Origin of the sequence: Bacteroides graminisolvens DSM 19988 = JCM 15093 (assembly GCF_000428125.1) — a bacterium.
GTDB lineage: Bacteria > Bacteroidota > Bacteroidia > Bacteroidales > Bacteroidaceae > Bacteroides > Bacteroides graminisolvens.
In genome coordinates, this window is record NZ_ATZI01000009.1 from 98710 (window position 1) to 123958 (window position 25249).

General features: G+C 46.8%; 13 protein-coding genes and 5 pseudogenes. 2 read left to right on the forward strand and 16 right to left on the reverse strand.

Annotated elements, in window-relative coordinates; all coding sequences use genetic code 11:
- Positions 1 to 104: 104 nt before the first annotated feature.
- The 9 genes and pseudogenes from C511_RS0108655 to C511_RS0108700 form a co-directional block, all read right to left on the reverse strand.
- Positions 105 to 1250 (reverse strand): OmpA family protein, encoded by a 1146-nt coding sequence (locus tag C511_RS0108655; protein ID WP_024996572.1) that lies wholly within the window; start codon positions 1248 to 1250, stop codon positions 105 to 107.
- Positions 1251 to 1605: 355 nt separating this feature from the next.
- Positions 1606 to 2160: pseudogene (locus C511_RS16525) on the reverse strand (linear amide C-N hydrolase); the annotation flags it as partial.
- A 177-nt stretch (positions 2161 to 2337) separates the two neighbouring features.
- Complete coding sequence (locus C511_RS0108670; protein WP_051260496.1) at positions 2338 to 3438, reverse strand: acyltransferase family protein; 1101 nt, start codon at positions 3436 to 3438, stop codon at positions 2338 to 2340.
- Between the two features lie 10 nt (positions 3439 to 3448).
- A complete protein-coding gene (locus tag C511_RS17520) occupies positions 3449 to 6370 on the reverse strand; it encodes a sialate O-acetylesterase (protein WP_154657491.1) in 2922 nt (973 codons plus the stop codon).
- 10 nt (positions 6371 to 6380) lie between these two features.
- Positions 6381 to 9128 (reverse strand): beta-galactosidase, encoded by a 2748-nt coding sequence (locus C511_RS16535; RefSeq protein ID WP_081698292.1) that lies wholly within the window; start codon positions 9126 to 9128, stop codon positions 6381 to 6383.
- Positions 9125 to 10153: a glycoside hydrolase family 43 protein gene (locus C511_RS0108685; RefSeq protein ID WP_034782037.1), complete on the reverse strand. Its 1029-nt coding sequence runs from the start codon at positions 10151 to 10153 to the stop codon at positions 9125 to 9127. Before C511_RS0108685 ends, C511_RS16535 begins: the two co-directional genes overlap by 4 nt.
- Before the next feature lie 14 nt (positions 10154 to 10167).
- Positions 10168 to 12609, reverse strand: a complete 2442-nt coding sequence (locus tag C511_RS0108690) for a glycoside hydrolase family 2 TIM barrel-domain containing protein (protein ID WP_024996575.1) — start codon at positions 12607 to 12609, stop codon at positions 10168 to 10170.
- Positions 12609 to 14294, reverse strand: coding sequence for a RagB/SusD family nutrient uptake outer membrane protein (locus tag C511_RS0108695; protein ID WP_024996576.1), 1686 nt, complete (start codon positions 14292 to 14294; stop codon positions 12609 to 12611). Before C511_RS0108695 ends, C511_RS0108690 begins: the two co-directional genes overlap by 1 nt.
- An 11-nt stretch (positions 14295 to 14305) precedes the next feature.
- Positions 14306 to 17422 (reverse strand): SusC/RagA family TonB-linked outer membrane protein, encoded by a 3117-nt coding sequence (locus C511_RS0108700; protein ID WP_051260497.1) that lies wholly within the window; start codon positions 17420 to 17422, stop codon positions 14306 to 14308.
- Positions 17423 to 17582: 160 nt separating this feature from the next.
- Here C511_RS0108700 and C511_RS0108705 point away from each other — a divergent pair, with 160 nt between their 5' ends.
- Positions 17583 to 21470 (forward strand): hybrid sensor histidine kinase/response regulator transcription factor, encoded by a 3888-nt coding sequence (locus C511_RS0108705; RefSeq protein WP_027318061.1) that lies wholly within the window; start codon positions 17583 to 17585, stop codon positions 21468 to 21470.
- Between the two features lie 67 nt (positions 21471 to 21537).
- Here the strand turns inward: C511_RS0108705 and C511_RS0108710 are convergent, their stop codons facing one another.
- From C511_RS0108710 to C511_RS0108735, 7 genes and pseudogenes are all read right to left on the reverse strand, one after another.
- A complete protein-coding gene (locus C511_RS0108710; RefSeq protein WP_024996577.1) occupies positions 21538 to 21810 on the reverse strand; it encodes a hypothetical protein in 273 nt (90 codons plus the stop codon).
- Positions 21807 to 21983: pseudogene (locus tag C511_RS18090) on the reverse strand (OmpA family protein); the annotation flags it as partial. The pseudogene C511_RS18090 and the gene C511_RS0108710, both read right to left, overlap by 4 nt.
- Positions 21984 to 22048: 65 nt before the next feature.
- Positions 22049 to 22189, reverse strand: a pseudogene (locus C511_RS18315) (OmpA family protein); the annotation flags it as partial.
- Between the two features lie 178 nt (positions 22190 to 22367).
- A pseudogene (locus C511_RS18320) lies at positions 22368 to 22722 on the reverse strand (hypothetical protein); the annotation flags it as partial.
- Positions 22662 to 23000 carry a hypothetical protein gene (locus tag C511_RS0108725; RefSeq protein ID WP_024996580.1) on the reverse strand — a complete coding sequence of 113 codons (339 nt, stop codon included), beginning with the start codon at positions 22998 to 23000 and terminating at the stop codon, positions 22662 to 22664. The gene C511_RS0108725 and the pseudogene C511_RS18320, both read right to left, overlap by 61 nt.
- 250 nt (positions 23001 to 23250) lie before the next feature.
- On the reverse strand, positions 23251 to 23649 hold the full coding sequence (locus tag C511_RS0108730) for a WbuC family cupin fold metalloprotein (protein WP_024996581.1): 399 nt from the start codon (positions 23647 to 23649) through the stop codon (positions 23251 to 23253).
- The gene (locus C511_RS0108735; RefSeq protein WP_226992519.1) at positions 23642 to 24787 is read right to left on the reverse strand and encodes an FRG domain-containing protein; all 1146 of its coding nucleotides are present in this window, start codon (positions 24785 to 24787) and stop codon (positions 23642 to 23644) included. The genes C511_RS0108730 and C511_RS0108735 overlap by 8 nt, the downstream gene beginning before the upstream one ends.
- Before the next feature lie 247 nt (positions 24788 to 25034).
- Here C511_RS0108735 and C511_RS17525 point away from each other — a divergent pair.
- A pseudogene (locus C511_RS17525) lies at positions 25035 to 25249 on the forward strand (IS982 family transposase); the annotation flags it as partial.

Genomic DNA, 25249 nt, shown 5'->3' on the forward strand with positions numbered 1-25249 from the left:
ATAGATCATCATTTAAGGCACTTATCTAAACAATCAGGTAATAAAAAAGCGCCATGAAACGATTAAATTTCATGGCGCAATGGCATACAAAGAGAGAATAAATATTATTTGCTTTCTTCTTTAATGGTACAAATACTCACACGATTCCAGTCCGGATCCGAATACATATTGCCCACTCCCTCACCTTGTGCAAGAATGCGTTCGCTACTTATTCCATATTTCTTTATCAGCATATTTTTCACGGCATAAGCCCTTGCCAAAGCCAGTCGCTCATTCAGTTCAAGAGCACCTTCCGGAGAGGCAAAACCCTTGATTACCACTTTTGCTTCATTATGTCTCTTCATATACATACCAATTCTTTCCACATTGGGTAGTTGAGAATTGTCGATGGTTGACTTTCCCTGACGGAAAGACACTACAGACTCCAGCATTCGGGTTGAAGAAGTCTCTATCACCTGCTGAATCACCGGTTTCTTGTTAAGGCATTCATCCAACAACACGCTTAGCTCCCTGTTCTTTGAATGCAAAGATGCTTGTTGGTTTCTTTCAGCATTCAGATTGCTACGCAAATCATTGATGTCACCGTTCAACGCATCTATTTCCGCCTGATTATACGGTTTGGCATGGCCAAAATAACGTTTCCCATTGCTGTTTTTAAAATGATAAATCAGTCCGGCCGTCAATTCCACTTGAGCATTATTGGCATTGAAGCGACTTTTATGCGCATTAAAATCGCCATCCATATCATACACCAACCCCGGTTTCAGGGCGAAAGTCCACGCTTTAGCTTCACCAAGGTTAAAATTAAAATTCATACCCACTTTGGTTGACCAGCTATTATCATCACCGTCTCCATTTACAAAAGAATGCATCCATCCCGTACCAAGTACCCCTTCCATTTCGAAAGTACGCGGTTCACCCGGGTAACCACCCAGTAAATTCATCAGATTCACTTTACCTAACAGACTCACATTCGACGCATCAAAAGCCGTTTTACTTTCACTAACATTCATATAGCCCATACCTTCAACTCCCAGTCCGAATACCGGAGTTAACTGTTTGGAAAGCTCCACCCCCATAGCCGGTCGCATGTTCTTCACAAAAGCGCTATGCTTAAAAGGAGTTACCGCGCCTCCGCGCACACCCAGTGACCAATTATCACGCGTTCCGTTCCCGTCGAGCAATGACTGACTATTCATCCCTAAAAAGGGAATAGTTAACAAAAAAACAAATAAAAAATTCTTTTTCATAAAATTAAGAATTTAGTGTATCATAGTTAGAACAAAGCATTGTTAACTATAGTTGCAAAAAGTAGCGATAAAAAGTTATTTACCAAAAACATTATACAATTTTTACCAATAAGACCATTTGTTAACCTTGTTGAAGTACGCATATCGTCTGTTTGAGGTATCCGTTCATTTTCCCCGACGTGTGTCATATCAAGCATACTTGCCGCCTTTAAGCCTGTTTAGATACCTAAAAAACAAAAGGCTTGCTCGGTTTAAAAGAAGCATTAACCACCCATTATAAGTTGCAAAATTACTCAAGTCAAGTTTCATTATTTTCCCTTTCTTCTCACTTAGATCAAAGCCCTTCAAATCTACCCAGCTTACCGTTTATGTCTTCAAAGATGGCATTATCACCATCCGCATCGGATAAAGACAGATGCAAAGTCGTAAACTTATCTGTTCCGGGAATATAATCACTGACTACCAAGAACGGTTCATTCTTCATGTAACCGACGGCCTCTTTCACAGTAGCAAAATTATCTAACATATATTGCGCCCAGAGTGAAATGGCCAAACCCTGCTTTCCTCCTTGCGGATCGAAACGAGGATACTCCGATTCTGCCAACCATAACACATTCGCTACCAACCCCTTTTCACTCATACCATCTGCAGTAGCAATATCCCAGGCACTGGCAATAACACTGCCATACCTCGACGTCCACTTTACAGACAGCGACCCCACCTGTCCGTCTCTACTTATACCTCTGGGAAAAACCCACAGATTGGCATCAATCTCAGTTTTCCAATCCATAGAACGAGCAGTCAGCACAGTGTTATGTGGACCTTTATATACCACACGCGTACAAGCTTCACTTTGATTAGCAACACTAACAATCCCTGCAAGAAAAAGTAAAAAATAAATTCTTTTCATAATGACTTACGTTTAAGAGTTAACCTATACAATGTAACAAGCCAAGCGTTTAGTTTTTCAAACAATGTTGCTGATTGAAATTGATTCAATCGTAATAATAAAGGAGATAATAATAAATCCTTCGGATCACTGTCCCGTGGCTGTGCAAGTGGTGTTGTAAAAGTAAACACTACACAGTTATATTTTCAAAAAAACCTTCTGTTTGTATAAGAAATAAAGAAAGAGCCAGCAAACCGATACGTAACCCAGACTAAGAATCAATGCAAATACTTCTTTTTCGAAAAGAGAAGCCAAACCGCCTATAAAATAATGGGCTATTCCGCCAAAATCAATGATACATTGCCCCAGGTAAATAATCAATGAATTGACTCCGATCACCCGGAAAAAGAAAGCCCATTTTTTATACCCTCTGATGTCGATCAGCCAATAGAATAAGAGCAAAAAGACCAACGCGATACCTCCACTGATTAGGGTAAACGAGCCCGACCACAATGATTTATTAATCGGTTCAAACAAGCTCCATATCATTCCCAAAGACAACAATAAGCTTCCGTAAATAGCTAATGTTCCGCAAATGAGGCTTCCCGTATACCCCTTTTTATTTAGCAGCACTTCCCCTGTTGCCATACCCAGCAGAGCTGTCGATACAGCAGGAATAATACCCAATAACCCTTCAGGGTCAAAATCACCCCCATACAGTTTACCGGGAAGGAACATTCTATCCATCCAGCCTACAACAGAGCCCCGGGCAGAGTATATATCTGTTCCCGGCAAAGCATCAGGAGCAAGTATAGTTCCTATCATCAAACTATACAGCAATAAAATAGCCAATGGCAATAGCAAACGAATTTTCCTGTTTGACACATGCATCACGATCAGCGCTGCAAACATCCAGGCCAGTCCGATCCGTCCCAGCACACTGGCGTAACGCATGTTGTCGAAATCAAAAGCAAGTAATCCGTTGTAAACACAACCCAGCAAAATCATCCAGCAGGTTCTTACCCAAATATGCTTATATATTCGCCGGTTTGTTTCTCCGTTCTCCCTCCGCTTTGCCAAAGACAGCGAGAAAGAACAGCCTGCTATAAACAAGAACGTAGGAAAAACAAGGTCCATTATAGTCAGCCCGTGCCACTCGGCATGATGCATCTCATGCGAAGCCCATACCAGTAAATCGCCACCCCATAGTTGCTTCAAAGCTTCTATAATGCCGGGAGCTCCCATAATCCATAACATATCAAACCCGCGCAGGGCATCCAGTGATTCCAATCTCTTCATATCACACAACTCATTTACATGCCCCCATCGTATAAGTAGCAGGCATACAACCGTTAAAGTTCTGATCAGGCATACGGATCCCAAATTCTTTTTTCAAATCCAGCCCTTTATAGCGTAAGGGTGAATCTTCAGCCAGGCAATAAGCATCGTATTCGTGCAAAAGGGTAGGGTCAGTCAACACCGTTTTTCCAGGTCTTTTAAAGATCGGTTTAACATTCAGTCCCACTATTTTCCCTTTCCATAACTCCTGTCCGGTCGCTTCAGCCCACTGTTCAAAATTCAGAGTTCCCCCCATATTAAAGCCCGTGCCGCTAAGCAAACTAAACCAATTATTTCCAATGAAATGACCTGAAACGGGAGCCTCTTTATTCAGATCATCTCTTCCTACAAATATATTGTTATAATAAAAGAAGTTTTTATTATTGCTCTTTTTCTCAAAACACATGGCACCTCCCCTTTCGTTGTAAATCGTGTTGTTATAAATATAGCAGTCCTTTAACTCCTCAGGATCCTCCGAATTGTTCCATACAAAAATCCCTCCCATACCGTTCGACACATTTCCATCGTTTTCACTGATACAATAACGCACCACGTTGTTATACCACAAACTAGCACCTTTGTATTGAAACAAACTATATCCTGCTCCTTCGTTCTCATAAGAAAGACAGTATTGAATGGTTGAATTAGTCACTCCCCCGTCAAAGTCATACCCTCCTCCGTCCTGACCTCCTTTAGACGTTTTGTTGCGATACGATATGCAATACTGAATAAGTATGCTATCCGCCTCAAAGGCCCATATCCCAACCGGACCGTTTCCTATACGCGGCATATCCCAGCCATTGTTTGTGGCCACACAATATTCAATAGTCACCTTTTTGCAACGCCCTACAACGATGCCATTCCCGCTATGATTATCCATATTGGTCGGATCACCCGGATTGTTTACCGCCTTGCAATGACTGATCAGCACATCATACGCAGCATCTTTCCGACCCGATTCACCCGAGACCTGAATCCCGGCATAACCGTTATCATGCGCATAAACACGCTCCGCCACCACCTGAGAACAACAATAAATTTCCAGTCCGGACTTCTGATACCCTTCTATCTCCACATCTGCCACATCCATGCAGCGACTATTCGACAGGCATACCCCCTCTTTGGTATTCCCTTTTTTACGACCACTGCCTACAAAATGCAGATTCTCAATCTTTATGTATTCAGAATCGTAAACTAACAGTCCCGTTTTATTGCCCGACGCAATGGTCGCTTTCGCATTCCCCCAAGAAGAAATAACAATAGGATTTTCCCGAGTCCCCGCACGTAACGAATGAATATAAAGACTCGTATCAAAACGCTCTCCTCCCATAAAATACACCGTATCACCGGCATTCAACTTCGATAATACCACCGAATCGAGTGCAGCAAACGGCTTCCTTATGGAACCGTCATTTTTAGGGCTCCCCTTGCGACTGATATAATAAGCTCTTCCCGAATCGTTATCTGTTTTAAAAGAAGAAACGGGCAATCCTCCCGTACCAAAGAGTTCCCCTTTTACATAATTACGAAAGGCATAACGCACGGCTACCGGCTTCTCCACCCATTTTGACGTACACACCACCGTTCCGTTATTTTCGTCAATATACGCCTCTGCTTTTTGAAAAACCTTATTATCACCCGCTATTTCAAACAATTCCAGCGGTTTACCGTACGACGTAATTCCGTTGTACTGTTTGGTAAAATGAACAATGGCTTTGTTGCCCTCAATCTCTAATTTTTCATATTCAGGACTCTCCGCCTCAAAACCTTTGAATCCGTATATTTTTGATAAAGCCAGCAACCCCAGCCGTTGTCCGACTTCTTCTTTGCGTGAAGGATGAATCACATACTCCTCACCTGCATCCAGCAACACCGCCATGGCACTATGCGGTATCAACTTCATACACATCCGTTGGGCCTCACGCTGATAAGCAGATATTTCGGGCCATTGCGGCGTAAAAAAATTCCAGCACTTATATTCATACGGAGCTATCTGAACATAATAAAACGGAAAATCTCCCCTGTTCCATCTTTTTCTATATTGTGCCACCATCGAAGCCACTGAATGCGCATATCGGGGTACATTAAAAATATTCGATTCTCCCTGATACCATAACATACCTTTGATGGCATACCCCACTATCGGATGAATCATCGCATTAAACAATGCCGTTGGCGTATTAGCCTCATTCGGTACCGGTTCATCGCTTGCACCGGGCACCGGAATATCCTTAAACTGCCTGCAAGCCTGTGCATCCATCCACGCTTCAACGGACGATCCGCCGTAGCTGGCATTGATAATACCAATGGGTATTCCAACATGCTTATTGATGAAATCGGCAAAAAACCACGCCACGGCGGAACAGTCGCCCGTATCTTGAAGCGAAGCCTTCTTCCATTCGCCCCGAAAATCCTCCTGAGGCTTATATGCTCCTTTGGCTGCTATGTTGATAAAACGAATCTGCTTCCCCACAGAGTTTAGTATGGCCTCATTCGATCCGCATACCGGCTGACAGTAATACCCTTTTAGCGGCATGCTCATATTCGACTGTCCGCTACACAACCACACGTCCCCAATCAGCACATTGTTCAGAACAATTGCCTCTTTACCGCACACAATACGCATTTCGTATGCAACGGCCGAAGCTTTGGGCGTTAATATGTTAACCTTCCAGTTCCCGTCAGGAGACGGAGATACCTTGTAACAACTATCGTTCCACGAAGTAGTGATCACCACCTCTTTTCCGGCCTGTGCCTTGCCCCATATCGGTACGCTACATTCCCGCTGAAGCACCATATCATTGCTAAATATACCGGCTACACGTAACTCTTTAGCCTGTGCTACCAGGCAAATGGCCATATTCAGCATCCATATCCAAACTCTTTTCTTCATTTTACTCGTATCATTCATTTAACACCATCCTGTATTCAGGTATTATCTTACATCTCTTCACAAAAGCACGATCGTACTCGTCCGCCCCGGGAGGTACATCAAAAAACACTTTCGTATCCCTGCTCAGCGGATACACCACCAGCCTCATGTTTTTTCCCAAAGGAGAAATGGATAAACGGTTCAACCCGATCTGCCAAGGCACATTCGCATTAAAATCATCGGCCAGAAGCCTGTAATCAGCATACAACTCAGCTCTGTCGCCTGCATAGCTTATGTGCAGATACAAGTTACTCAACCCATCAAGCTGATCAAAAGCCACCGGCAACTCCCATTCTTTGAATCCTTCGTATTCGATGGATCCGGAATACAACGGAGGTTCCACTACCCGGGGGGCAACAGGGCGGTCATAAGCCCGCATGGTTGACGGATTCGTGTACATATCCGTTGTAAGCCAAGATTCATCGGTTAAAAAATCAACAACATCATCATTCTCATATTCCACAATCAATCTCGCTGCCATCTTTTTCTCTCCTATCACATAGGGGAACGACAGGAACAGTTTGTTTTCATCTTTTCGAACGTAACCTGTCAAATCAATGACATTCAGGCATCCCGGGGTAACCGGCTGGTTCACCCATCGTTCATTCACATTCAGTTCACAACCCTCTTCGGGATAGATGAAAAGCGTCGCCTTTTTCACGGCCGACGAGTTATTCAGGCTAAACTCCTTAAAGAAGAAACGGTGGTAACGTTGTCTATTTGCTTCAATCGTTTTGAAGTTAGCCGTTTCCAGCCACCGGGTCCCCGTCAGTATGCTTCGTTTGGTAAGCGCCAACTGAGCATCCTTAGCCTGTGTAGTCACCTCCCTTTTATCAAACACCCCCGTGGCAGCATTCCATTGATAAACAGTTGCTTTATTCTGATTGGAAAGCACATATACACTATCCGCAGACGCATACAGATTGGCCGTGGTAATATACAGATTCGTACCCCTTCCTGTCTTGGTCAGCCAGGCATTATCCGCATCCTCTTCCGCCAGCACCACCAGCGTCACCCGGTCACCTTGTGCCGATTGAAGCCGAATGCGACAATTCTTTCCCGGTTCCATACCGGTAATAATCGTACAGTCGGGTGTATGCCGTGTTTGAAAAGCCCCCGGTTCCACAGTGGCATCCTTTACAGCTATTTCAACAGGAATCCGTTTGTTTTGAAACAGAACATACGTATCACCTATGCGCGTTAATAACTGAGCAGTAGCATATTTCAAGGTCATACCCTTCATCGCCAGGTTAAAAGGCCAGATAAAAACAGTGCTATCCTCCACACAGAACGCCTTGGAAGGAAACTGCAAACGTTCATTGTCGAGCCCGATGGAAAACCTCACCTCTTTTCTGGTAGGTTGTGGAAAATACCTGCCATAATTTATCCCAAACAGAAAGCCCGATTTATTATCCGTTCTCACGGCCACCTGCATCTCATTTTCCCCTCCCTTATACACAACCGGCAACATCGGAGCCAGTTGTTCTCCGAAAGCATTGGTAAACAGATGCAGCTTTTTAACCTGTTTGTAACTCGCTGCTATCTCGCCCGACTCCTTGATGGCCGCCTGAAAATCGTATGACCTGGCCGGCACACGGCTCCAATATCCGGTTTGCTGCTGCTCCTCCTCGTTCGAGAAGAGCTCACCTCTCACCTGCGTGCCCCCGGCAAACATATAATACCCCAGCAAGTTACTTCCCGATCCCAGCTTAGCCGTAAGCATCCCCAAGCCATCCAACGCACCAATACGCAACCTTCTGTGATACGTATTCTGAACACCGACTCCCATCTCACAGGTAAAATAAGGATAGTCCTCATAAGTCATATACTCGTCACGCCCGCTAATCTGCTCGTTGCCTATATTTTTATTATCCCGGAACGAGTCAAACTGAAAATTACCTGGTTGAAATTCTTTCCCTACATGTTCCGCCCACGGAGCATCCGCATATCCTCCCCACAGCGGAATAAACTCGTAAGGAGGAACCGAACCGCCTCCCCATCCGGTAACCGTATATAAAGGAACATCTCCTCCCAGCTGCATCACTGTCTGCTTCAGCCAAGTCATGTGCGCCTCCCCTTCCTTGGCAAACCAATATTCATTTTCCAGCTGCAAACCGATTATATTACCGCCATCTTTGTAGTACAGCCCCTTAAACTGATTCAGTAACTGAGTAAAATATCGCTTTACATACATCTGATACACCACATCATTGGAGCGGTCTTTGATGAACTTCTTCTTCAATATCCAGTCGGGTGTCCCCCCGTTACGAGCTTCACCGTGTGCCCAGGGACCTATCCGCGGGTAGCATAACATGCCATGCTTTGCACACAATTTAATAAACGCGCGAATATCTTTATCGCCGCTCCAGTTAAATTGTCCTTCTATCTCCTCGTGCTGATTCCAGAATAAATAAGTAGAAATGATATTCACCCCGCACGCCTTCATTTTAAGGATATAATCCTCCCACATATCGCGATTCACTCTCGAGAAATGGAGTTCCCCCATAATGGGCAGGCAAGGTTTCCCACCCAACGTAAGATACAAACTGTTGGGAACAATTTCTTTTCCGGTCGGACCGGCGTTTCCCATTTTCAAGTGCCCGTAACGGGGTTGTCTCATCACGTTACGCGCATCTATTACAAACGTCTGCGCTTTCACTCCGTAACCAATCGCCATCAACAGCAGAAAGGCACCATAACATAGCCCATACTTTCTCATAGCATCATTCTTTTTTTCCAGGTAATCACAAGTTTCTCCTTTTCAAATGAAACAGGCAACCAAATATACGTAGAATGAATCAAATTCTTTTTATTCCATCGGTCAAATAGAGCAATATACCGATCTTCCCCTTCCAGTTGCAAAACAAACGTGCTCTGTGCATAAAAAGTCTTCTTCGCATTCGGCCCGCTACAAGGGTTTCCCTGCGCAACCCATGTTCCTAACAGAGAGTCGGCCACAGCGTATGACGCCTCGTTGGGATCCCATCCCGTGCATCCCGATGACAGAAGATAATACTTCCCCTTTCTTTTAAAAACAGCCGGCGCCTCACGCTTTTCGTGAACAAGAATACGCTTATACACCCCTGTGGTACCGGTATAATCGTCCGTCAGCAAGCTAACGAGTAACGTCTCGTTCCAGTCGGTTGCACAAATATGATAAGCCCTGCCGTCGGTATCCTTAAACAAAGTCTGATCCCTGCAATCAAAGCCATTGGGTTTAAAAGAACCCCGGTACACAAACGGACCCGTAGGTTTGTCGGCAACAGCCACCCCCGCCATGCCTTTTTCATAATCCGGACTATCTATGTGCAGCCAGAGCACAAACTTCCCTGTCTTCTCATTATACAAAACTTTGGGCCTTTCCATGATTTGCGACGGGTGAAGGTCCGGCAGAGAATCCTGGGGAACAGAAGGCAATACAATACCTTCGAATTTCCAGTGCACCAGGTCGGCCGACGAATAGCACGACACCCCCTTGGCATCCGCCCTCCAGCACTCCCACGACTTCACACGCTCCAACCGGTAAGTAGAATCACCTTTGCATTCCCCGTACCAATAATAGCGCCCCTTGTAATGAAGAATACCTCCCCCATGCGCATTAATTAACTGTCCATCCACATCCTTCCATAATTCATCCGAAACAATTTCGGTTGTCATAGCAGCCTGCCTCTTCGTGCAGGACCACAGCATACATACTGCAAAGACCCCAAGTCCCAACAAGCGTAATTTCCTATTATTTCCCATTATTCTTTATTATTTCATTTCACATGGATTCGAATAGAGTCCGGTTCTAATCCCGGCGAGCAGACCGTTAAAACCATCTCTCCCCGTACCCCTTCGGGACGCATGATAACCAATGCCTGTCCCCTGTACGCGCGTGGCGAGAGCGACCGGAAACTCTCCATATCCGTGGGCGATGCATTACCAGATCCGGCAATAGAGCCTACCCCCTTTGCATGCAGAGACAACGATGCACTGCTGTCGTCCACCCGGTTCCCCGTCTTGTCCACCACCATCACCTTCACATACGCCAACTCATTGGGTGACGCATTCAAGTGATAACGGTCGGCTACCAGCTTCAGCGCATAAGGTCTCCCGGTAGTACTCAATACCACCTCCTCCTCTTCCTCCTTGTTAACCACGTTCACAGCTTTCAGCACACCCGGCATGTATTTCAGGCGAAAAGACGCCGTGTACCTCTTCTCCGCGCCCACCGCCTTCTCTTCCACAAGTTTACCGTTCAGATACAGTCGCACCGCCGGCGCACAGCTATACACATTCACCGTCACCACCTCATTCAAAAAAGCAGCCCAGTTCCACGAAGGATACTCATTCGGCCATCCCCAGTAACTCACCTTCTCAACCAGCCCCTTTTCCAGCGGAGGATGCACGCACATGCTCACGGGCAACCTTCGCCAAACCACATCACGGTAGTATGACTGTGGCTTCTTGTCGCCACACAAGTCAATATCACCACACCAGGCATTAAACCACGGCCACTCCATAAACTGCGGATTCTTATCTTTTTCCTTCAGATTCAGTACATGTCCGATACCCGCCTCTCCCAGGTAATCAAGGGCCGTCCACACAAAATCACCTATCAGAAAAGCATGCTTCTCCACCAAATCCCAATTCAGAGCCGTTTCACCGGGGGCCGACTCACTGCCATATACTATCCGTTGCGGAAATTTCCTGTGGTCATTCTCATACTCATACCACATGTAGTTATACCCGCACACATCCAGCACATCACAAGCCGTTTGCGCATTATGCTTCCAGGAAAGCTGCGGATTATCCCAAAAGTCATTCACCGCAGCCGTAACCGGACGCGTGGCATCCAACCGCCTCACTATATTCTTCAAATAACCCGCTATCGCCACACCCGCCAAATCGGCACGTTCCTGAATTTCATTCCCTATGCTCCACATAATAACCGACGGGTGATTCCTGTCGCGCAACACCATAGCGGCTACATCTCCTCCCGCATAACGTTCAAAAAAGCGGTGGTAATCATCCGGGTTCTTGGGTTTCTTCCATTGATCGAAAGCCTCGTCAATGACCAACAGCCCCAGCGTGTCGCAAGCATGCAAAAACGCTTCCGAAGGAGGATTGTGAGCACACCTCACGGCATTGAACCCGTTGGCCTTCAACAACTCAACCTTTCGCACCTCCGCCCTGTCTATGGCCGCCGCTCCCAGAAAACCATTATCATGGTGCACACACCCTCCTTTTAACTTGGTAGGCACACCGTTCAGCAGAAATCCCTTCGACGCCGAAAAGGCAAGCGTCCGTATCCCAAAAGGCACTGCCTCCTTACCGATGACCTGCCCCTTGTTATTACGTACGGACAATACCGTGCGGTACATCGCCGGACTCGCGGTCGACCAGAGCTGCGGATCCTTCACAGTCAGAGGCACAGTCACCTCACGCTCACCACCGGCAGCCACAGAAACCGTTCGTTCCTCCGTCGCCACCACTTTCCCTTGCGGAGACAACACAGAAACCGTCAGCCAAGCATGCTGCACCGTGTCATACCTGTTGCAAACCGTTGTCGATAGTTGCAGCTGTGCCAAATCGGGTGCCACAGCCTTCGTCACCACAGCACTGCCCCAGTTCTTGAAATGAAGCTTATCGGTAACCATCATCCACACATGCCTGTAAATACCCGATCCGGAATACCACCGGCTGTTCCTTCCCCGGTTAGTGACCCTCACCACCAGCGTATTGGGTTTTCCCGTCACCAGCAATCGGGCAGGTATTTCGCAACAGAAAGACGTATATCCGTGCGGGTGATACCCTATCCGTTGCCCGTTCACCCACACATCCGTCTCCATGTAAGCCCCCTCAAAATAAAGAAAATGCAGTTGGTCCAGTTCACCGGCAGGCACGTCAAACGTTCGCGCGTACCACCCGGTTCCGCCAAGGGTGTATCCCGTCGAAAGACCTCCCGGACTGTGGCGCACAAACACCCCGCACACACTATCATTGAGCTGTTGCGCGTATCTGTCCACACTCCAGTCGTGAGGCAGATCCACCTTCTTCCACCCACCGTTATCCGCTGCACCGCCGGATGCTCCTTCCAAACGGAAGTACCATCCGCGGTCCATGCACATTCTGTCTGCCGTCAGATCCCCTTCCTGCCTGCAAGCCCAGAGAGCCAACAACACAAGAGCCACCCAGCCGATTTTCTTCATTGCCATCAGTTGTATATCGGATTTTGAATAAGAGACGTATTCTTCTGCATCTCCGTACGAGATATGGGAATCAGGTAATGACTATTGTTCCATGCCCTGTTCTCAAAAGTAAATTCCTCATATCCTCCGGTAGCCACCTTCACTCCTTTGGCAGGCACATAAGCCTCCGGCGCAATCATCCACCTGCGCACATCGAAGAAACGATGTCCTTCCCATGCCAGTTCCACACGGCGTTCATTCCTGTAACGCGCCAGTAGCGTACTACCCGTTTCCGTATCGGGCACATCAGGCATTCCCGCTCTTTCACGTATCCTGTTGATGGCCGACCGTGCCGATGCCTCATCCTTCAGTCCCAGACACGCTTCGGCATAATTCAGCAACACCTCTGCAAACCGGATCTGTATATAAGGTTGCGGTTGTCGTGACCCATAATAATAGTTATTCTCCGACGGCGAAATAAATTTGCTGATGTAATACCCCGTGGTATTCCCCTTGTTGCTATCGGTACTTGTTATATCAATTGTAGTGGGCGTCAGCGTACCCCATGAGTTAATGTACCACGAAGCCCCGTTATACAGAATGGAAGCATAGAAACGCGGATCTCTTCCGGCGTACGGATTACCCTTCTGCTCATCAAAAGCAAAGGTCGTTCCATCGGCATTCTCAAAAGCATCGGCCAAATTGGCTGTTACCTGATTCAGTGCAAACCCTCCGTAAGAAGGCGTTCCGCAAACCCAGGCCACCCAATCGGTTGCATAATACGGGAAGTTCTGCTTGTCATACTGCGTAATAAAAATCTGTTCAGCCGATTGCATCTGCAAAAACAGCTGACGGAAGTTTACCGCCGCATCACTATACCCCTTATACAAATCATAGTTCAATGCCATCACCTTCTCGGCAGCCGCTTTGGCCCCTTCATAAAGAGCCTTCCTGTTATCGGTCACATAGCCAATCAGTTCCGGATGGGCATAGGTGCCCGCCCATGATCCGTTTGAATGATACAAATCACTGGCTGCATACAGCAACACCCTCGACTTCAGCGCATACGCCGCCCCAACCGTTGCCCGTGTTTTATCGGCCTGACTGTTGAGTTTGTTATCAGCCACCGCCGCATCAAGATCATCCACAATAAACTGCACCGTTTCCTCAAACGTGTTGCGCGGAATGTTATAATTATCACCAATATTAATCACCTTATCAATCAGCGGCACGCCACCGTATTGAGCCATGAGCAGGTAATAAAAATAAGCCCTCAGAAAGTGCACCTCACCAATCAGCTGTTGCTTCTTGGCCTCATCGGTAAACTCAACGCCATCAATTTTCGACAAGAAAAGATTGCACGACCTGATGTTAGTGTACACCGACTTCCACCACCAGTTTTCCATGCAGGTAGCCCAGTTGTTCACAAACGCTCCCTGATCGTCGGGCGTCATGGTCGACGTAAGTACCCGGGTGGTTACTCCGTCATTCTGAATGGGCACCGCCTCATCAACAAGCGAAGCACTCATGTACCATTGATACGGATAAGGCACACCCAGATATATCTTATAAACAAAACTCTCTACCAGATCCGGACTCGACCACACTGCATTGTCGTCATACTGATCTCCGGGCACTGTATCAAGATAATCACTGCATGAAGAAAGCATGCATCCCAACCATATCGATAGGATAAAAAATAACCGTTTCATAGTTTCCTGATTTAAAAGTTAATAGAAATACCGGCAGTTAGAATTCGCTGTATGGGGTATCCCTGACCGGCAAAGCCATCCCCTTTGTATTCCAGCTCAGGATCAAAGTCTTTCATGTGAGGTGCATACGTAAACAAATTCATCCCACTAACGCAGACCCGTACCTTCTCCAGTCCCCATTTGCGTACCAAGGTTGCCGGAATCGTGTAACCCAGCTCCATGGTTTTAAGCCGGATAAAATCCGTGCTGTGCAACCAGAACGTATTGGGATTTTCAGAGCTCACCCAATACTCCTCGTTCCGGTTAAACGTACGCGGATAATTGGCATTGGGGTTATCGGCAGTCCAGCGATTATCATAAAAAGATTTGAAGTAATTAATTCCGTCTTTGCTTCCCAGCGCCTGAACATAGCGCACCGCGCCGGCCTGTCCCTGAAAGAGAATCGAAGCATCAAACCCCTTGTAGCGGGCCGATATGTTTAAACCACCCGTCCACCGCGGCACATCACTCTTGTAAATGCGCGTTTTGTCCTCACCGGTAATCTTATCGTCTCCGTTTACATTCTTAAATTTTATATCTCCGGGCACAGTACCATCCATGTGCGGATAGTTATCAATTTCCTCCTGATTGTGGAAAATGCCTATTGCCTCGTAATAGAGACTAGAGTTCATGGGGTGCCCCGTTTGCTTCTGCCAGGCAAGCGCCCCCTCGGCCTCATCAAAGAAGATGATTTTGTTTTTTGCATACCCGCCGTTCAGCCCGATGCGGTATTCAAAGTCGCGCACCTTATCCGTCCACGCCATCTCAAAATCAAACCCACTGTTGCGCACCTTTCCCAGGTTGATATCCGGCAAAATATCTGTCATACCGGTAGCATCGGGCACAGAAGCTGTTTGCGGAATCAATATCTTCGAACGTAAGTTGTTGAAATAATCCGCTGTCAGTGACAAACGATTATCCAGCAGCGTCACATCGAAGCCCACATTCATCTGCTCAGCCTCCTCCCACTGCACCTTCACGTTGGCAGCCAGACTCTCGTAATACGTAGAATTGTTAGTCAGATCTCCGGTCACAAAATCCTGCCAGTATTTAGCATAAAGAGAATAATACTGGTACGGATCAATCAAGTCGTTACCCGTTTTACCGTATGACGCTCTTAGCTTCAAATTCCCCATCAGTCGCCCCAGCTTACTGTCCTTCCAGAACTCTTCTTCAGAGAGGCGGTACGCCAGAGATACTCCCGGGAAAAATCCCCACCTCGTTTCCGAAGCAAACTTGCTGGAACCCTGATACCTCCATACAAACTCCACCATGTACTTGCTTTTATACGAATAGTTCACACGTCCGAAATAATTCAGCCAACGGTTTTTACCCGGATTAGAACCGTTTGAATACTGACTGTTCGGATCACCGAAGTTCAGCTCATCCGGAAAGCTCACCGTATAATTCCTGCGTTCGGCGCTAAACCAGTTCGATGTATTTTCAATGCTCTCCACACCCAGCAACACAGACACATCATGTACCTTGTTGAAAGTGCGTTGGTAATTGGCCAGCAAGTTCAGCAGATACTCCTTGCTGATGTCCAGTTGCTGAACCAAGTTACTTGACGAGCCATATTGTCCCTTCACCAGCGTAGGCAAACCGTCGGTTCCCACAGTGGTCCCGTCCCAAGTGTACAGATCATACTTTTTATTGAACTTCTTGGTGTAATTCAACCCCCTGTCAATAGCAGCCACCCCCGTAAGCGATAAACCTTTCACCCACGGAATCTTCACATTCACTTTGGCGTTGATGTTGAAAACATAATTCTCCCCTTTATTATAGCCGGCTTGCGAAGTTGACTGCACCACCGGGTTGTTCTGATTCTGCAAGTCGAGTGGAGGTCCGGGCAATCCGTTGGGCCACACAGCAGGCAGTATCGGACTGGCAGTCATCAAGTCGCGAAACAACCGGGGCGATCCCACCGACAAAAAATTACTCTGCTCCATACGCATGCTCGCATCCAGTGACAGGCTGATGTAATCATTCACCTTGCCATCAATATTAGCCCTGAAATCATGTTGGGCATACTTACTGCCGCTATTCTTAAAGAATCCGTCTTGCGAACGCGTCGACAGCGAAACATACGCCTGTAACTTCTCCGTTCCGCCGGACATGGTTACGTTGGCATTCTGTTGCAGAGACCATGTTTTCAGCACCGTGTCAAACCAGTCGGTATTCGGATAACGCCACGGGTCACTACCGTCTGCAAACTTCCTGATCTCATCGGCAGAGTACGTATTCGGACTTATCTCATTCACCAGCGTGGCATATTCGGCCGCATTGGTCAGCTCGGGAACTTTAGTCGGTTGCGACCAACCTGCCGAGTACGAAGCCGATATACCCAGTTTCTCCACCTTACCACGCTTGGTAGTAACCAGAATCACCCCGTTGGCAGCCTGCGAACCATAGATCGCCGCCGACGCATCTTTCAGCACCGTAATGCTTTCAATGGTCGAAGGATCAATCCTTTCCAGCGAACGATTGGGCACCCCGTCAACCACCACCAAAGGTGAGTTTTCGTTCAACGAACTCTTACCGCGTATGTACATATTAGCATAATCGGCTCCGGGCTCCCCGCTCTGGGCCACTACCACCAGTCCGGGCAGCGTACCCGCTATAGAGTTGGTTACATTCATGGCAGGTGATTTCAGAATATCCTTCCCGCTTACGGAACTCACAGAACCCGACAACGTCGTTTTCTTTTGCACCCCATAGCCTACCACCACCACTTCGTCAATCACTCGCGTGTCTTCTTGCAGCGTAACCGAAATGTTACCTGCCACAGAAACCGTTTTCACCACCGTTTTATATCCTATATAAGAATAAGACAGTTTGGCACCGGGCATAATGCTAATGTAGTAATTACCCTCCATATCCGTTATCACACCGGTAGAGGCACCTTCCACACGTACCGTAGCACCTATTACCGGGTTCCCGTCCTGATCAGTCACACGCCCTGTGACCTTTATCTCCTTTTGTTGTTGCTGCCCGTTACTTCCGTATGCAACAGATGCAACAGCCACCGTTGTGAGCATTACCCAAATAAGGAGTAGACTCTTGATTAGAAATTCAGTTTGCTTTTTCATACTAATTCATTTATCGATTAACTTCGTCAAAAGTATGCATTCCGTTTTTCTTTCGATAACAATAAAAAAGCGTTTTATAATAAAATCATGCCAATCAGCCTTTTACCATAGGATTTGATGAAAATATATTCTAGATTTGTTTCACAATAACCCGCATACTATGAAACGAAGCCTGTTTTTTTTAGTCCTGTTTGTACAAAGCCTGTTTGTTTTTTCACAGGAATTTCGCCACTATGATACCATGGATGGCCTCTCGAGCATCGAAGTTACTTCCGTATGTGAAGACAGCCATTTCATGTGGATTGCCACGACCGACGGTCTCAACCGATTTGACGGTAAAAACTTCAAAGTCTTTAAGCGAGAGAACGGAAACCCCAACAGCCTCACGGCTAACAACATAGAAACACTCCTCTTCGACTCCCGCGGGCGGTTGTGGATTGGTCTGAAAACAGGCGGAGTCAACCTCTATGATCCCCGGAAAGACACCTTCACCCACCTGCAAACCCTCATCAAAGGGAAATGCCCCCACCGGGTCGTATCCCTGTTCGAAGACTCACAAAAAAACATCTGGATGGGCACTTGGGAAGAAGGGCTGTACAAACTAACTCCCAACAAAGACAAGGGATACGATGTGGTCACGTACTTCAACGGATACATCATATCCGCCCTGGTGGAAAAACCCCTCGGCTATGTGTGGGCAGGCAGTTACTTTGGCTTTTTTGTGTATGACCTCCATCGCAAACAATGGATTGAGAAAGGGAAAGGAAAAATGGCCGTCACCCAATTCTTAGACAGTGGCGAGAAAAACACACTCCTGTGTTCCACTTGGAATGACGGATTATTAAAAATGAAGTGGACGACAGCATCACCCATGCAGGTACATACGGAACCCATGCATACCGGTAAAGACTTCCTATCCATCTATCGCATGCTGCAAGGCTCGGGCAACCGTTTGTACCTGGGCACCTGGGGAGAAGGCATCAAAATCATCGGTACAGAGAAGAGCGACCTTCCCCGACCATTATCGACCACCCATTTTGACGCATCCTTAATCAACACCCTCTACCGCGACCAATACAACAACATCTGGATCGGCACCTTCGGCAAAGGGCTGTACCGCTTTAACCCCAATGAAAACGGAGTGAAACGCTTTCCCTCCGTGCACACCCTGCCCGTATCGGCTATGTCGCTCACCTCGGTAGAAAATAATTCAATCCTGGTAGGTACCCAGGGCAAAGGAGTATACCTCTGCCAGCTAGCAAACAATACCATTATCAACAAATCGGGCAGCACCCGGCAAGGCGCCTTAAACAACTACATCCTGTCTATGTACTCCACTGACCGGCTCATCATGGCCGGGCATGACGGTTACGGCTTTCTTTATTACTTCAAGAAAAGTCCGCATTCCGGTACGCTGACATTGAACAACTTCTCGGCCGACAAACAGCTCGAAAAAGTCACCTCCTTCTTCCACAGCGAAGACGGACGCGTGTGGTTAGGCTCCAAACAAAACGGACTCATGTCCGTCCGCCCCGACCAAGCCAACCAAACATTCACCAACTACGTGCACTACGACTCCTTCGGGCGAGATGAAATTACCGGCTTCGCCCCCTACGACAACCACCGCTTGTGGATCTCATCGCATAGCGGGCTCTACCTCTTTAATACCCAGACCAACAAGATAGAACCCAACGGCCGTTTCCTGTCAGACGAAATCGTTTATAGCATCGCCATGAGCCGGCGCACCTCCCATTTATGGATCGGTACCTCCACCAATCTATTGCAGATAGACAAAGGCACCACCCGGGCACACACCGTCTTCCCGCCCGACATACTGCCTAAAGGCGCCATCAAAGACCTCACGCTCGATTCCGAAGACAACCTGTGGTTCTCCATCGGCGGGCGCATTTTCTGCTACATGACCGGTCCGCGCATCATCAAAGAAATCAACTCCGCCGTCTTTGGCAAGCACACCATCCTGTCGGCCTCCCGTGCCATAGTGAACCACCGGGAACAAATCGTGTTCGGCAGTACGGACCACCTCATCGTCATTGATCCGCGCTTGGCGCTTAACCAGCCCGATAAAACTCAAATACTGCTTACCGACCTGCAGATAGACCACCAGAAAACAAAAATAGACTCACTCATCCGCCTGTCCTACCAGTCCAAATGGGTCACCCTTTTTTTCACCGAGACAGGCACCGATTTCTATAACAACAAATACCAATACCGCATCCGCGGGTTCATGGACGAATGGCAAAGCCTGGACCTCTCCTATCCCGTATCCTTCTCACAACTCAGTCCGGGCAACTACGTATTCGAGATCAGGAAGTACGACGGATTTGCCGACCAGCCCGTCTGTTGGTCCATGAGCATGACCGTAGCTCCCCCCTGGTGGAACACCGGTTGGTTCTATCTCCTGTCGGCCATCACCATCCTCCTCATCCTGTCCACCGGACTCTACCTTATTCTGAGGAGATACAAAAAACAGCAACAGCGCAAACTCCATAAAATAGAAAGACTCAAACAAGAAGAACTCTTGCGTGAAAAAGAGAGCTTCTTTGCCGGCTTGTCGCATGACCTGCTTACCCCGTTCTCCCTGATCATAGCACCCGCCAATGACCTGCTGCGTGAAACACCTCCGGAAGAGCCCTGCCGCGAGAAACTGGAAATCATCGCCAAGAACGCCTCCTTCCTGTCGGACATACTCAGTACCATACTCGACTACAAACGTGCCGAATTCTCAGACACCAAGCTCAACGAGCGCCAAACAGAGATTGTCTCATTCAGCCGCCTCATTGTACAGTCGTTTGCCTATCTGGCCAAATCAAAGAACATCGAACTCCGCTACCAGCCCGCCCACACCGAGCTGCACCTACTCATTGACCACCTTAAAATAGAGAGAATACTCTATAACCTAATCAGCAATTCCATGAAGTACACCTCCCCCGGTGGCATCATTGAAGTGACCCTCAGCTATGACGAAGCACTCGCCACACTGTGCTACCGCATCAAAGACAACGGATCGGGCATTGAAAAGATTAACCAGCAGAAAATCTTCGATAAATTCTACCGCGACCCCAAACACAGTCGCGACCAAGCCCTACAAGGATTCGGGCTGGGCCTTTACGTGGTGAAACGTTTTGTTTCCATGCTCCACGGCCGGCTCACCATCCAGTCCGAGCCCGGCATCGGAACCGAGATCAGCATCACCCTCCCTGCTCCCGCCTGCGCGGTGGAGACAGACAAACCATTCGATCCCGTCAGAACCCCCCCCCGGGCCGACGACCCCATTACCATTCTCGTGGTAGAAGACCACGAAGAACTGCGCGAATACCTCAAGTCCAAGTTCTCCGCCTACTTCACCGTCATCACCGCCACCAACGGCACCGAAGCCATGGAAGCCATCACCCGCTACCTGCCCGAGATCGTTGTGTCTGACGTCATGATGCCACACGGTGACGGGCTCACCCTGTGTCAGCAAATCAAAGACAACAGCCTTTTTGCCGACATCTTCGTCATCCTGCTTACCGCCAAGTCATCTACCGACGACGAGTTACAAGGCTACAAAGCCGGTGCCGACATCTACGTCAAGAAACCCTTTGATTCCGACGCCCTGCTCAATCAGATCATCAACATCAACCAGACCCGTCAGAAAAGAAAAAGCCAGTTGTTGGGCAAGCTCATCTCTCCCGATAGCAAAGAGATAGAGTTCGACCCCAAGGAACATTTCCTTCAGCAATCAATGAAAATCATCGAAGACCATTTGATGGATGCCGACTTCAAGATTGACGAATTTGCTGCCGAGATGAACACCAGTAAAACCGTTCTCCACCGCAAATTCAGAAGCCTGGTTGGTCAAACCCCCAATCAGTTCATCCGCACCATCCGTCTGAGAAAAGCCGTTCACCTGCTCGGTACCAGTGACTTGACCATTGCAGAGATCGCCTACCTCACGGGGTTCAATCAGTCACATTACTTCATCAAGTGCTTCCGTGAAGTGTATCATGACACCCCTAAGAATTTCAGGCAGAAGAAACAAGAATAAATGCAAAAAAGCCCTCCCCCATCCTATTACAGATTGAGAGAAGGTCCAACAATACACTTAACCCATACTAAAACGATTTGCTTTCTACAAACTTCAAACGTTTGTTATTTATCACGAGAACCCCGCTACGATCATTATTCATGCCCCATTGAACCTTGCCGTTGGAGTAAACAGCCGCTTTGGCCAAGGCCTCCACTTGCGGCAGCGTGTAACAATGCTCCACATCCGTATGCAAAATCTTCACATAAGATGAATCGGTATCCGTATAATAATTCACATCCAGAAAAGAAGGAGAAGCCTTTTTGTCAGTCGCCACATACACCACATTGGTAGGCGTCAATTAGCTTCTTCGATGGTACAAATGCTCACGCGGCTCCAATCGGCTTCCGAGAACATGTTGCCTACACCCTGTCCTTCAGCCAGAATACGTTCACTACCTATACCATACTTCTTCATCAGAAGCTCCTTCACCGCCTTGGCTCTAGCCAAGGCAATGCGTTGGTTCACCTCCAGCTGCCTGCGCAAGTCATTGATGTTGCCGTTCAGCTCATCAATCTCCGCTTGGCTATACGGTTTGGCATGACCGAAGCCGTGCGTTTGCTCTTTCCGCCAATGCGCCACATCACACGGGCAGACACCTGCACAAACCGGGGCAAATCCTTCTGCAGCGGCATCAGGTACTCACCCTGCAAGCCCAATCCCAATGACAGAGGCAAGAACCGTGCGTTTGGTCGATGATTTATAAATCCGTGTAAAGTCAATCCTCGAAAAGTCAAACTCACCTTCTGCCGATGCAAAACTAGCCTCCGTTCCGCTCGAAATACCTTATAAATATAATAATAATACGCGCCCGATGAAGTACTATAGCTGTAGTTAGAATACTGATGGTACGCACATCTCACCAAATTCAGACTGAGAATACTGTGCAATCACGTTAGGCACCCCTTTAATAATGGTCACCTCCGCACCCGGTTTTCCCGGTTCGCCCGGCTTTCCATCCTTACCGTCCAGCCCGTCTTTTCCGGCAGCCTTCACCCCCGTATCCTTATCACCGATGTACCAGTTGCCATTTGTGCCCACATGAGGCGTTAGTCCGTCGCGTCCGGTCAGGAAATCCCAGTAATCCACTTCCGAGTTTTTGTTTGCCGGCCACCCCTACCTTGTCTTTCGGCCACTCCAACGTGCCGTTTGTTACCTGTTCCTTCCAGAACTCGTAAGCAGAAAGCCCCGAGTCACCTTTAGGTCCCTTGGGTGAGCGCCCTTTTCCATATACTCCACCAGCAAATCGAGGAAAGAGCGCGTCAACTCATTGACCGGCAACACCTCATCCTGCATCACCACACACGGTGCATGATCTATTTTATTCTTTAAGATGCAAACCGATCCTTTCAGCACAAAGCACAGTAGAAACTCATGTTCCCTGTTGATGTTCTGCACACTCTCCTTTTTATTTACTTCTATATAGCGAAACTGGCTTAATCGAGACAATGCGAGAGGGTCGCGTAGTTTCTCCTCTAGTAAACAAAGCATCTTCAAATAGAAGCTGCAAAATTAATCAATATATATACATTAAGGAAGTGGGTGTGTTGTGATAGACAACTAATTAGGAAAGAATAGGAAACAATAAAATAATTTTACGAAGGTTAACGAGCAAATAATGAGTTTTTTCTATTGATTTATTTGTTGGCGTAGGGACAAAAAAAATCTGCCTGGTTTTGTATCGGTTGATACAAAACCAGACAGATTTACTACAAGGAATGTGTTTGCTTAAGGCGCAGACCTAACCGGGCACATACGCCCCATCCTTCACTTCGAAGATGATAGAAGGCTCTATTACATTAATCGTGTGCCATGCCCCTGCCGGAATCTGCATCCCGCAAAGCCCCTCAGTGGGACAAAGCAGTTGGCGATACACCTCACGGAAGCCACGTTCATCAGTAGCCTCCTGCACTTCCTCATAGATAATTTCCTCTAATTTGCCACGCAGACAAACCACAGTCTCTGCTGTTTCCTCATGCCGATGGATGGGTACTACTGTTCCCGGCAACAATGCATTCAGCATTTGTTGCGAAGTATCCGCCGGAGAGTTACGCAAATCGTAATTCTGTCGCATCCGGGGCGACTCAGCTGCCTGATCCAACAGGCTATCTAAAAAGTCTTTATCAAAAATCTTACTCATACACACAGTTCAAATTCTTCAATAAAGAACCCTTCTTAAAATCAACGGTATGTTCTATATCTTCCTTGAAAGCCCACTCGTATTCTGGTTTGTTAGGAACATCTAGTAATTCCTGCATCACTGATCCATCATCACCTGGGATATATATCTGGTTGCAAAATTCTTTCCAGAAACTTCCATCTTTCATTGATTCGAAATATTCATGCAACTCTTGCTGACTTAAGACAGGTTTATAGTCTACAACCTCTATATTATAGTCCTTTTTCAGTTTGATAATAAGTGAATCTACTGTTTCTTCTGGATTCCTTGTCTTGTTAATTTTGACAGCGTCCAATGAGACAATATTTGGATTTCTACTTGAATTTTTCCAATGCTTCATGAGGATATCAGGAGGGAACAGTTTGTCACCGCCATTCATCACACAATTAATATCACGAGCTATTGCCGAATCATGTTTGAAACGAAAAGCTTGTAACTGAGGCAATGAATTAAAATTATTATTTCTACACATATCGTACAAAAAGCCTTTCTGACGCCCACTTCGAGGAAAAACCTGCAGACCTATGGTAGATAGCCGTTCTCCATTAGGTTGAGGTTGAAAATCTCGCCTAATGTCAAGCCGATAATAATAAAGGATACCCGGTTCGTGGCAATCATCCTCTATTGGAGTATAACTATCAGTTTTCCAATCGTATTTATGAGTGGCGAAGAACATTGCAACATTAATGTCACTAGTCATATCCAACAGAGATGATTTATTGTAGTAATGCTGAATAAGACCATACAGATTCATTTCGAAACAGAACTTTCTACCTTTGAGAGAAACTCCAATATCTAACAATTGAACAAGCGGATGAGATAATATCAATCTAAACATCTCGTCACCATAAATGATATAATCCAAATAATAAGCCTTCTTTGGGTTGCGAAACAAATTAGGCACACATGGAGCATGAAATTCAGTTTCTCCTCGATACAAGAAAGCATGTTCCCTCAAATTGGGCTTCAACGAATATCTACCCGAAAATAGACGATTAAGAATAAATTTCTCATCAGAGGCATCATTAAAATATGCAGTAAATGGATAATCCACCGAATCTCTAATCCCTAGAGATACATGATTCTTATGGAATGACATGATGTCATCTGTCCCAGAAAAACATATCGGAGCCGAGTGTCTAGTTTTATCTTCAGCCAATGCTTGCTTTTCTAAATTTAATATGTAATCCCGAGTCTCGTATATGTTATCGAATACATGTTCGTTCCCTGTAACCATAATTCATTATCTTATTTCAGGCCCTCTTCTCAGTATCTGTTATGACTATCCATTAATATGCCAATAGCATATCTTTATTTACCCGTTGGCGGAATTAATTCACTAAAAAATGTCAGGAAATAAGTTGTGCATATCATTGATTATTAGTATTTTAATGGTGATCAAACTATTAATATACAGCTCAATTATGCACAACTTATATGCAATATTCGCTAAATTTCTTGATATATGCAAGATGTTTTCTGCTGATTTAGTAAACGAAAAAGGGAATATACCTCGCAGAGGAGTCGTCCCGAAGTTCTCTGACTTAGAAGTGATCAGTTT

Coding starts and splice junctions, on each gene's coding strand:
- C511_RS0108655 (WP_024996572.1), bottom strand. CDS start 1,250: ATGAAAAAGAATTTTTTATTTGTTTTTTTGTTAACTATTCCCTTTTTA.
- C511_RS0108670 (WP_051260496.1), bottom strand. CDS start 3,438: ATGAAGAGATTGGAATCACTGGATGCCCTGCGCGGGTTTGATATGTTA.
- C511_RS17520 (WP_154657491.1), bottom strand. CDS start 6,370: ATGAAGAAAAGAGTTTGGATATGGATGCTGAATATGGCCATTTGCCTG.
- C511_RS16535 (WP_081698292.1), bottom strand. CDS start 9,128: ATGAGAAAGTATGGGCTATGTTATGGTGCCTTTCTGCTGTTGATGGCG.
- C511_RS0108685 (WP_034782037.1), bottom strand. CDS start 10,153: ATGGGAAATAATAGGAAATTACGCTTGTTGGGACTTGGGGTCTTTGCA.
- C511_RS0108690 (WP_024996575.1), bottom strand. CDS start 12,609: ATGGCAATGAAGAAAATCGGCTGGGTGGCTCTTGTGTTGTTGGCTCTC.
- C511_RS0108695 (WP_024996576.1), bottom strand. CDS start 14,294: ATGAAACGGTTATTTTTTATCCTATCGATATGGTTGGGATGCATGCTT.
- C511_RS0108700 (WP_051260497.1), bottom strand. CDS start 17,422: ATGAAAAAGCAAACTGAATTTCTAATCAAGAGTCTACTCCTTATTTGG.
- C511_RS0108705 (WP_027318061.1), top strand. CDS start 17,583: ATGAAACGAAGCCTGTTTTTTTTAGTCCTGTTTGTACAAAGCCTGTTT.
- C511_RS0108725 (WP_024996580.1), bottom strand. CDS start 23,000: ATGCTTTGTTTACTAGAGGAGAAACTACGCGACCCTCTCGCATTGTCT.
- C511_RS0108730 (WP_024996581.1), bottom strand. CDS start 23,649: ATGAGTAAGATTTTTGATAAAGACTTTTTAGATAGCCTGTTGGATCAG.
- C511_RS0108735 (WP_226992519.1), bottom strand. CDS start 24,787: ATGTCATTCCATAAGAATCATGTATCTCTAGGGATTAGAGATTCGGTG.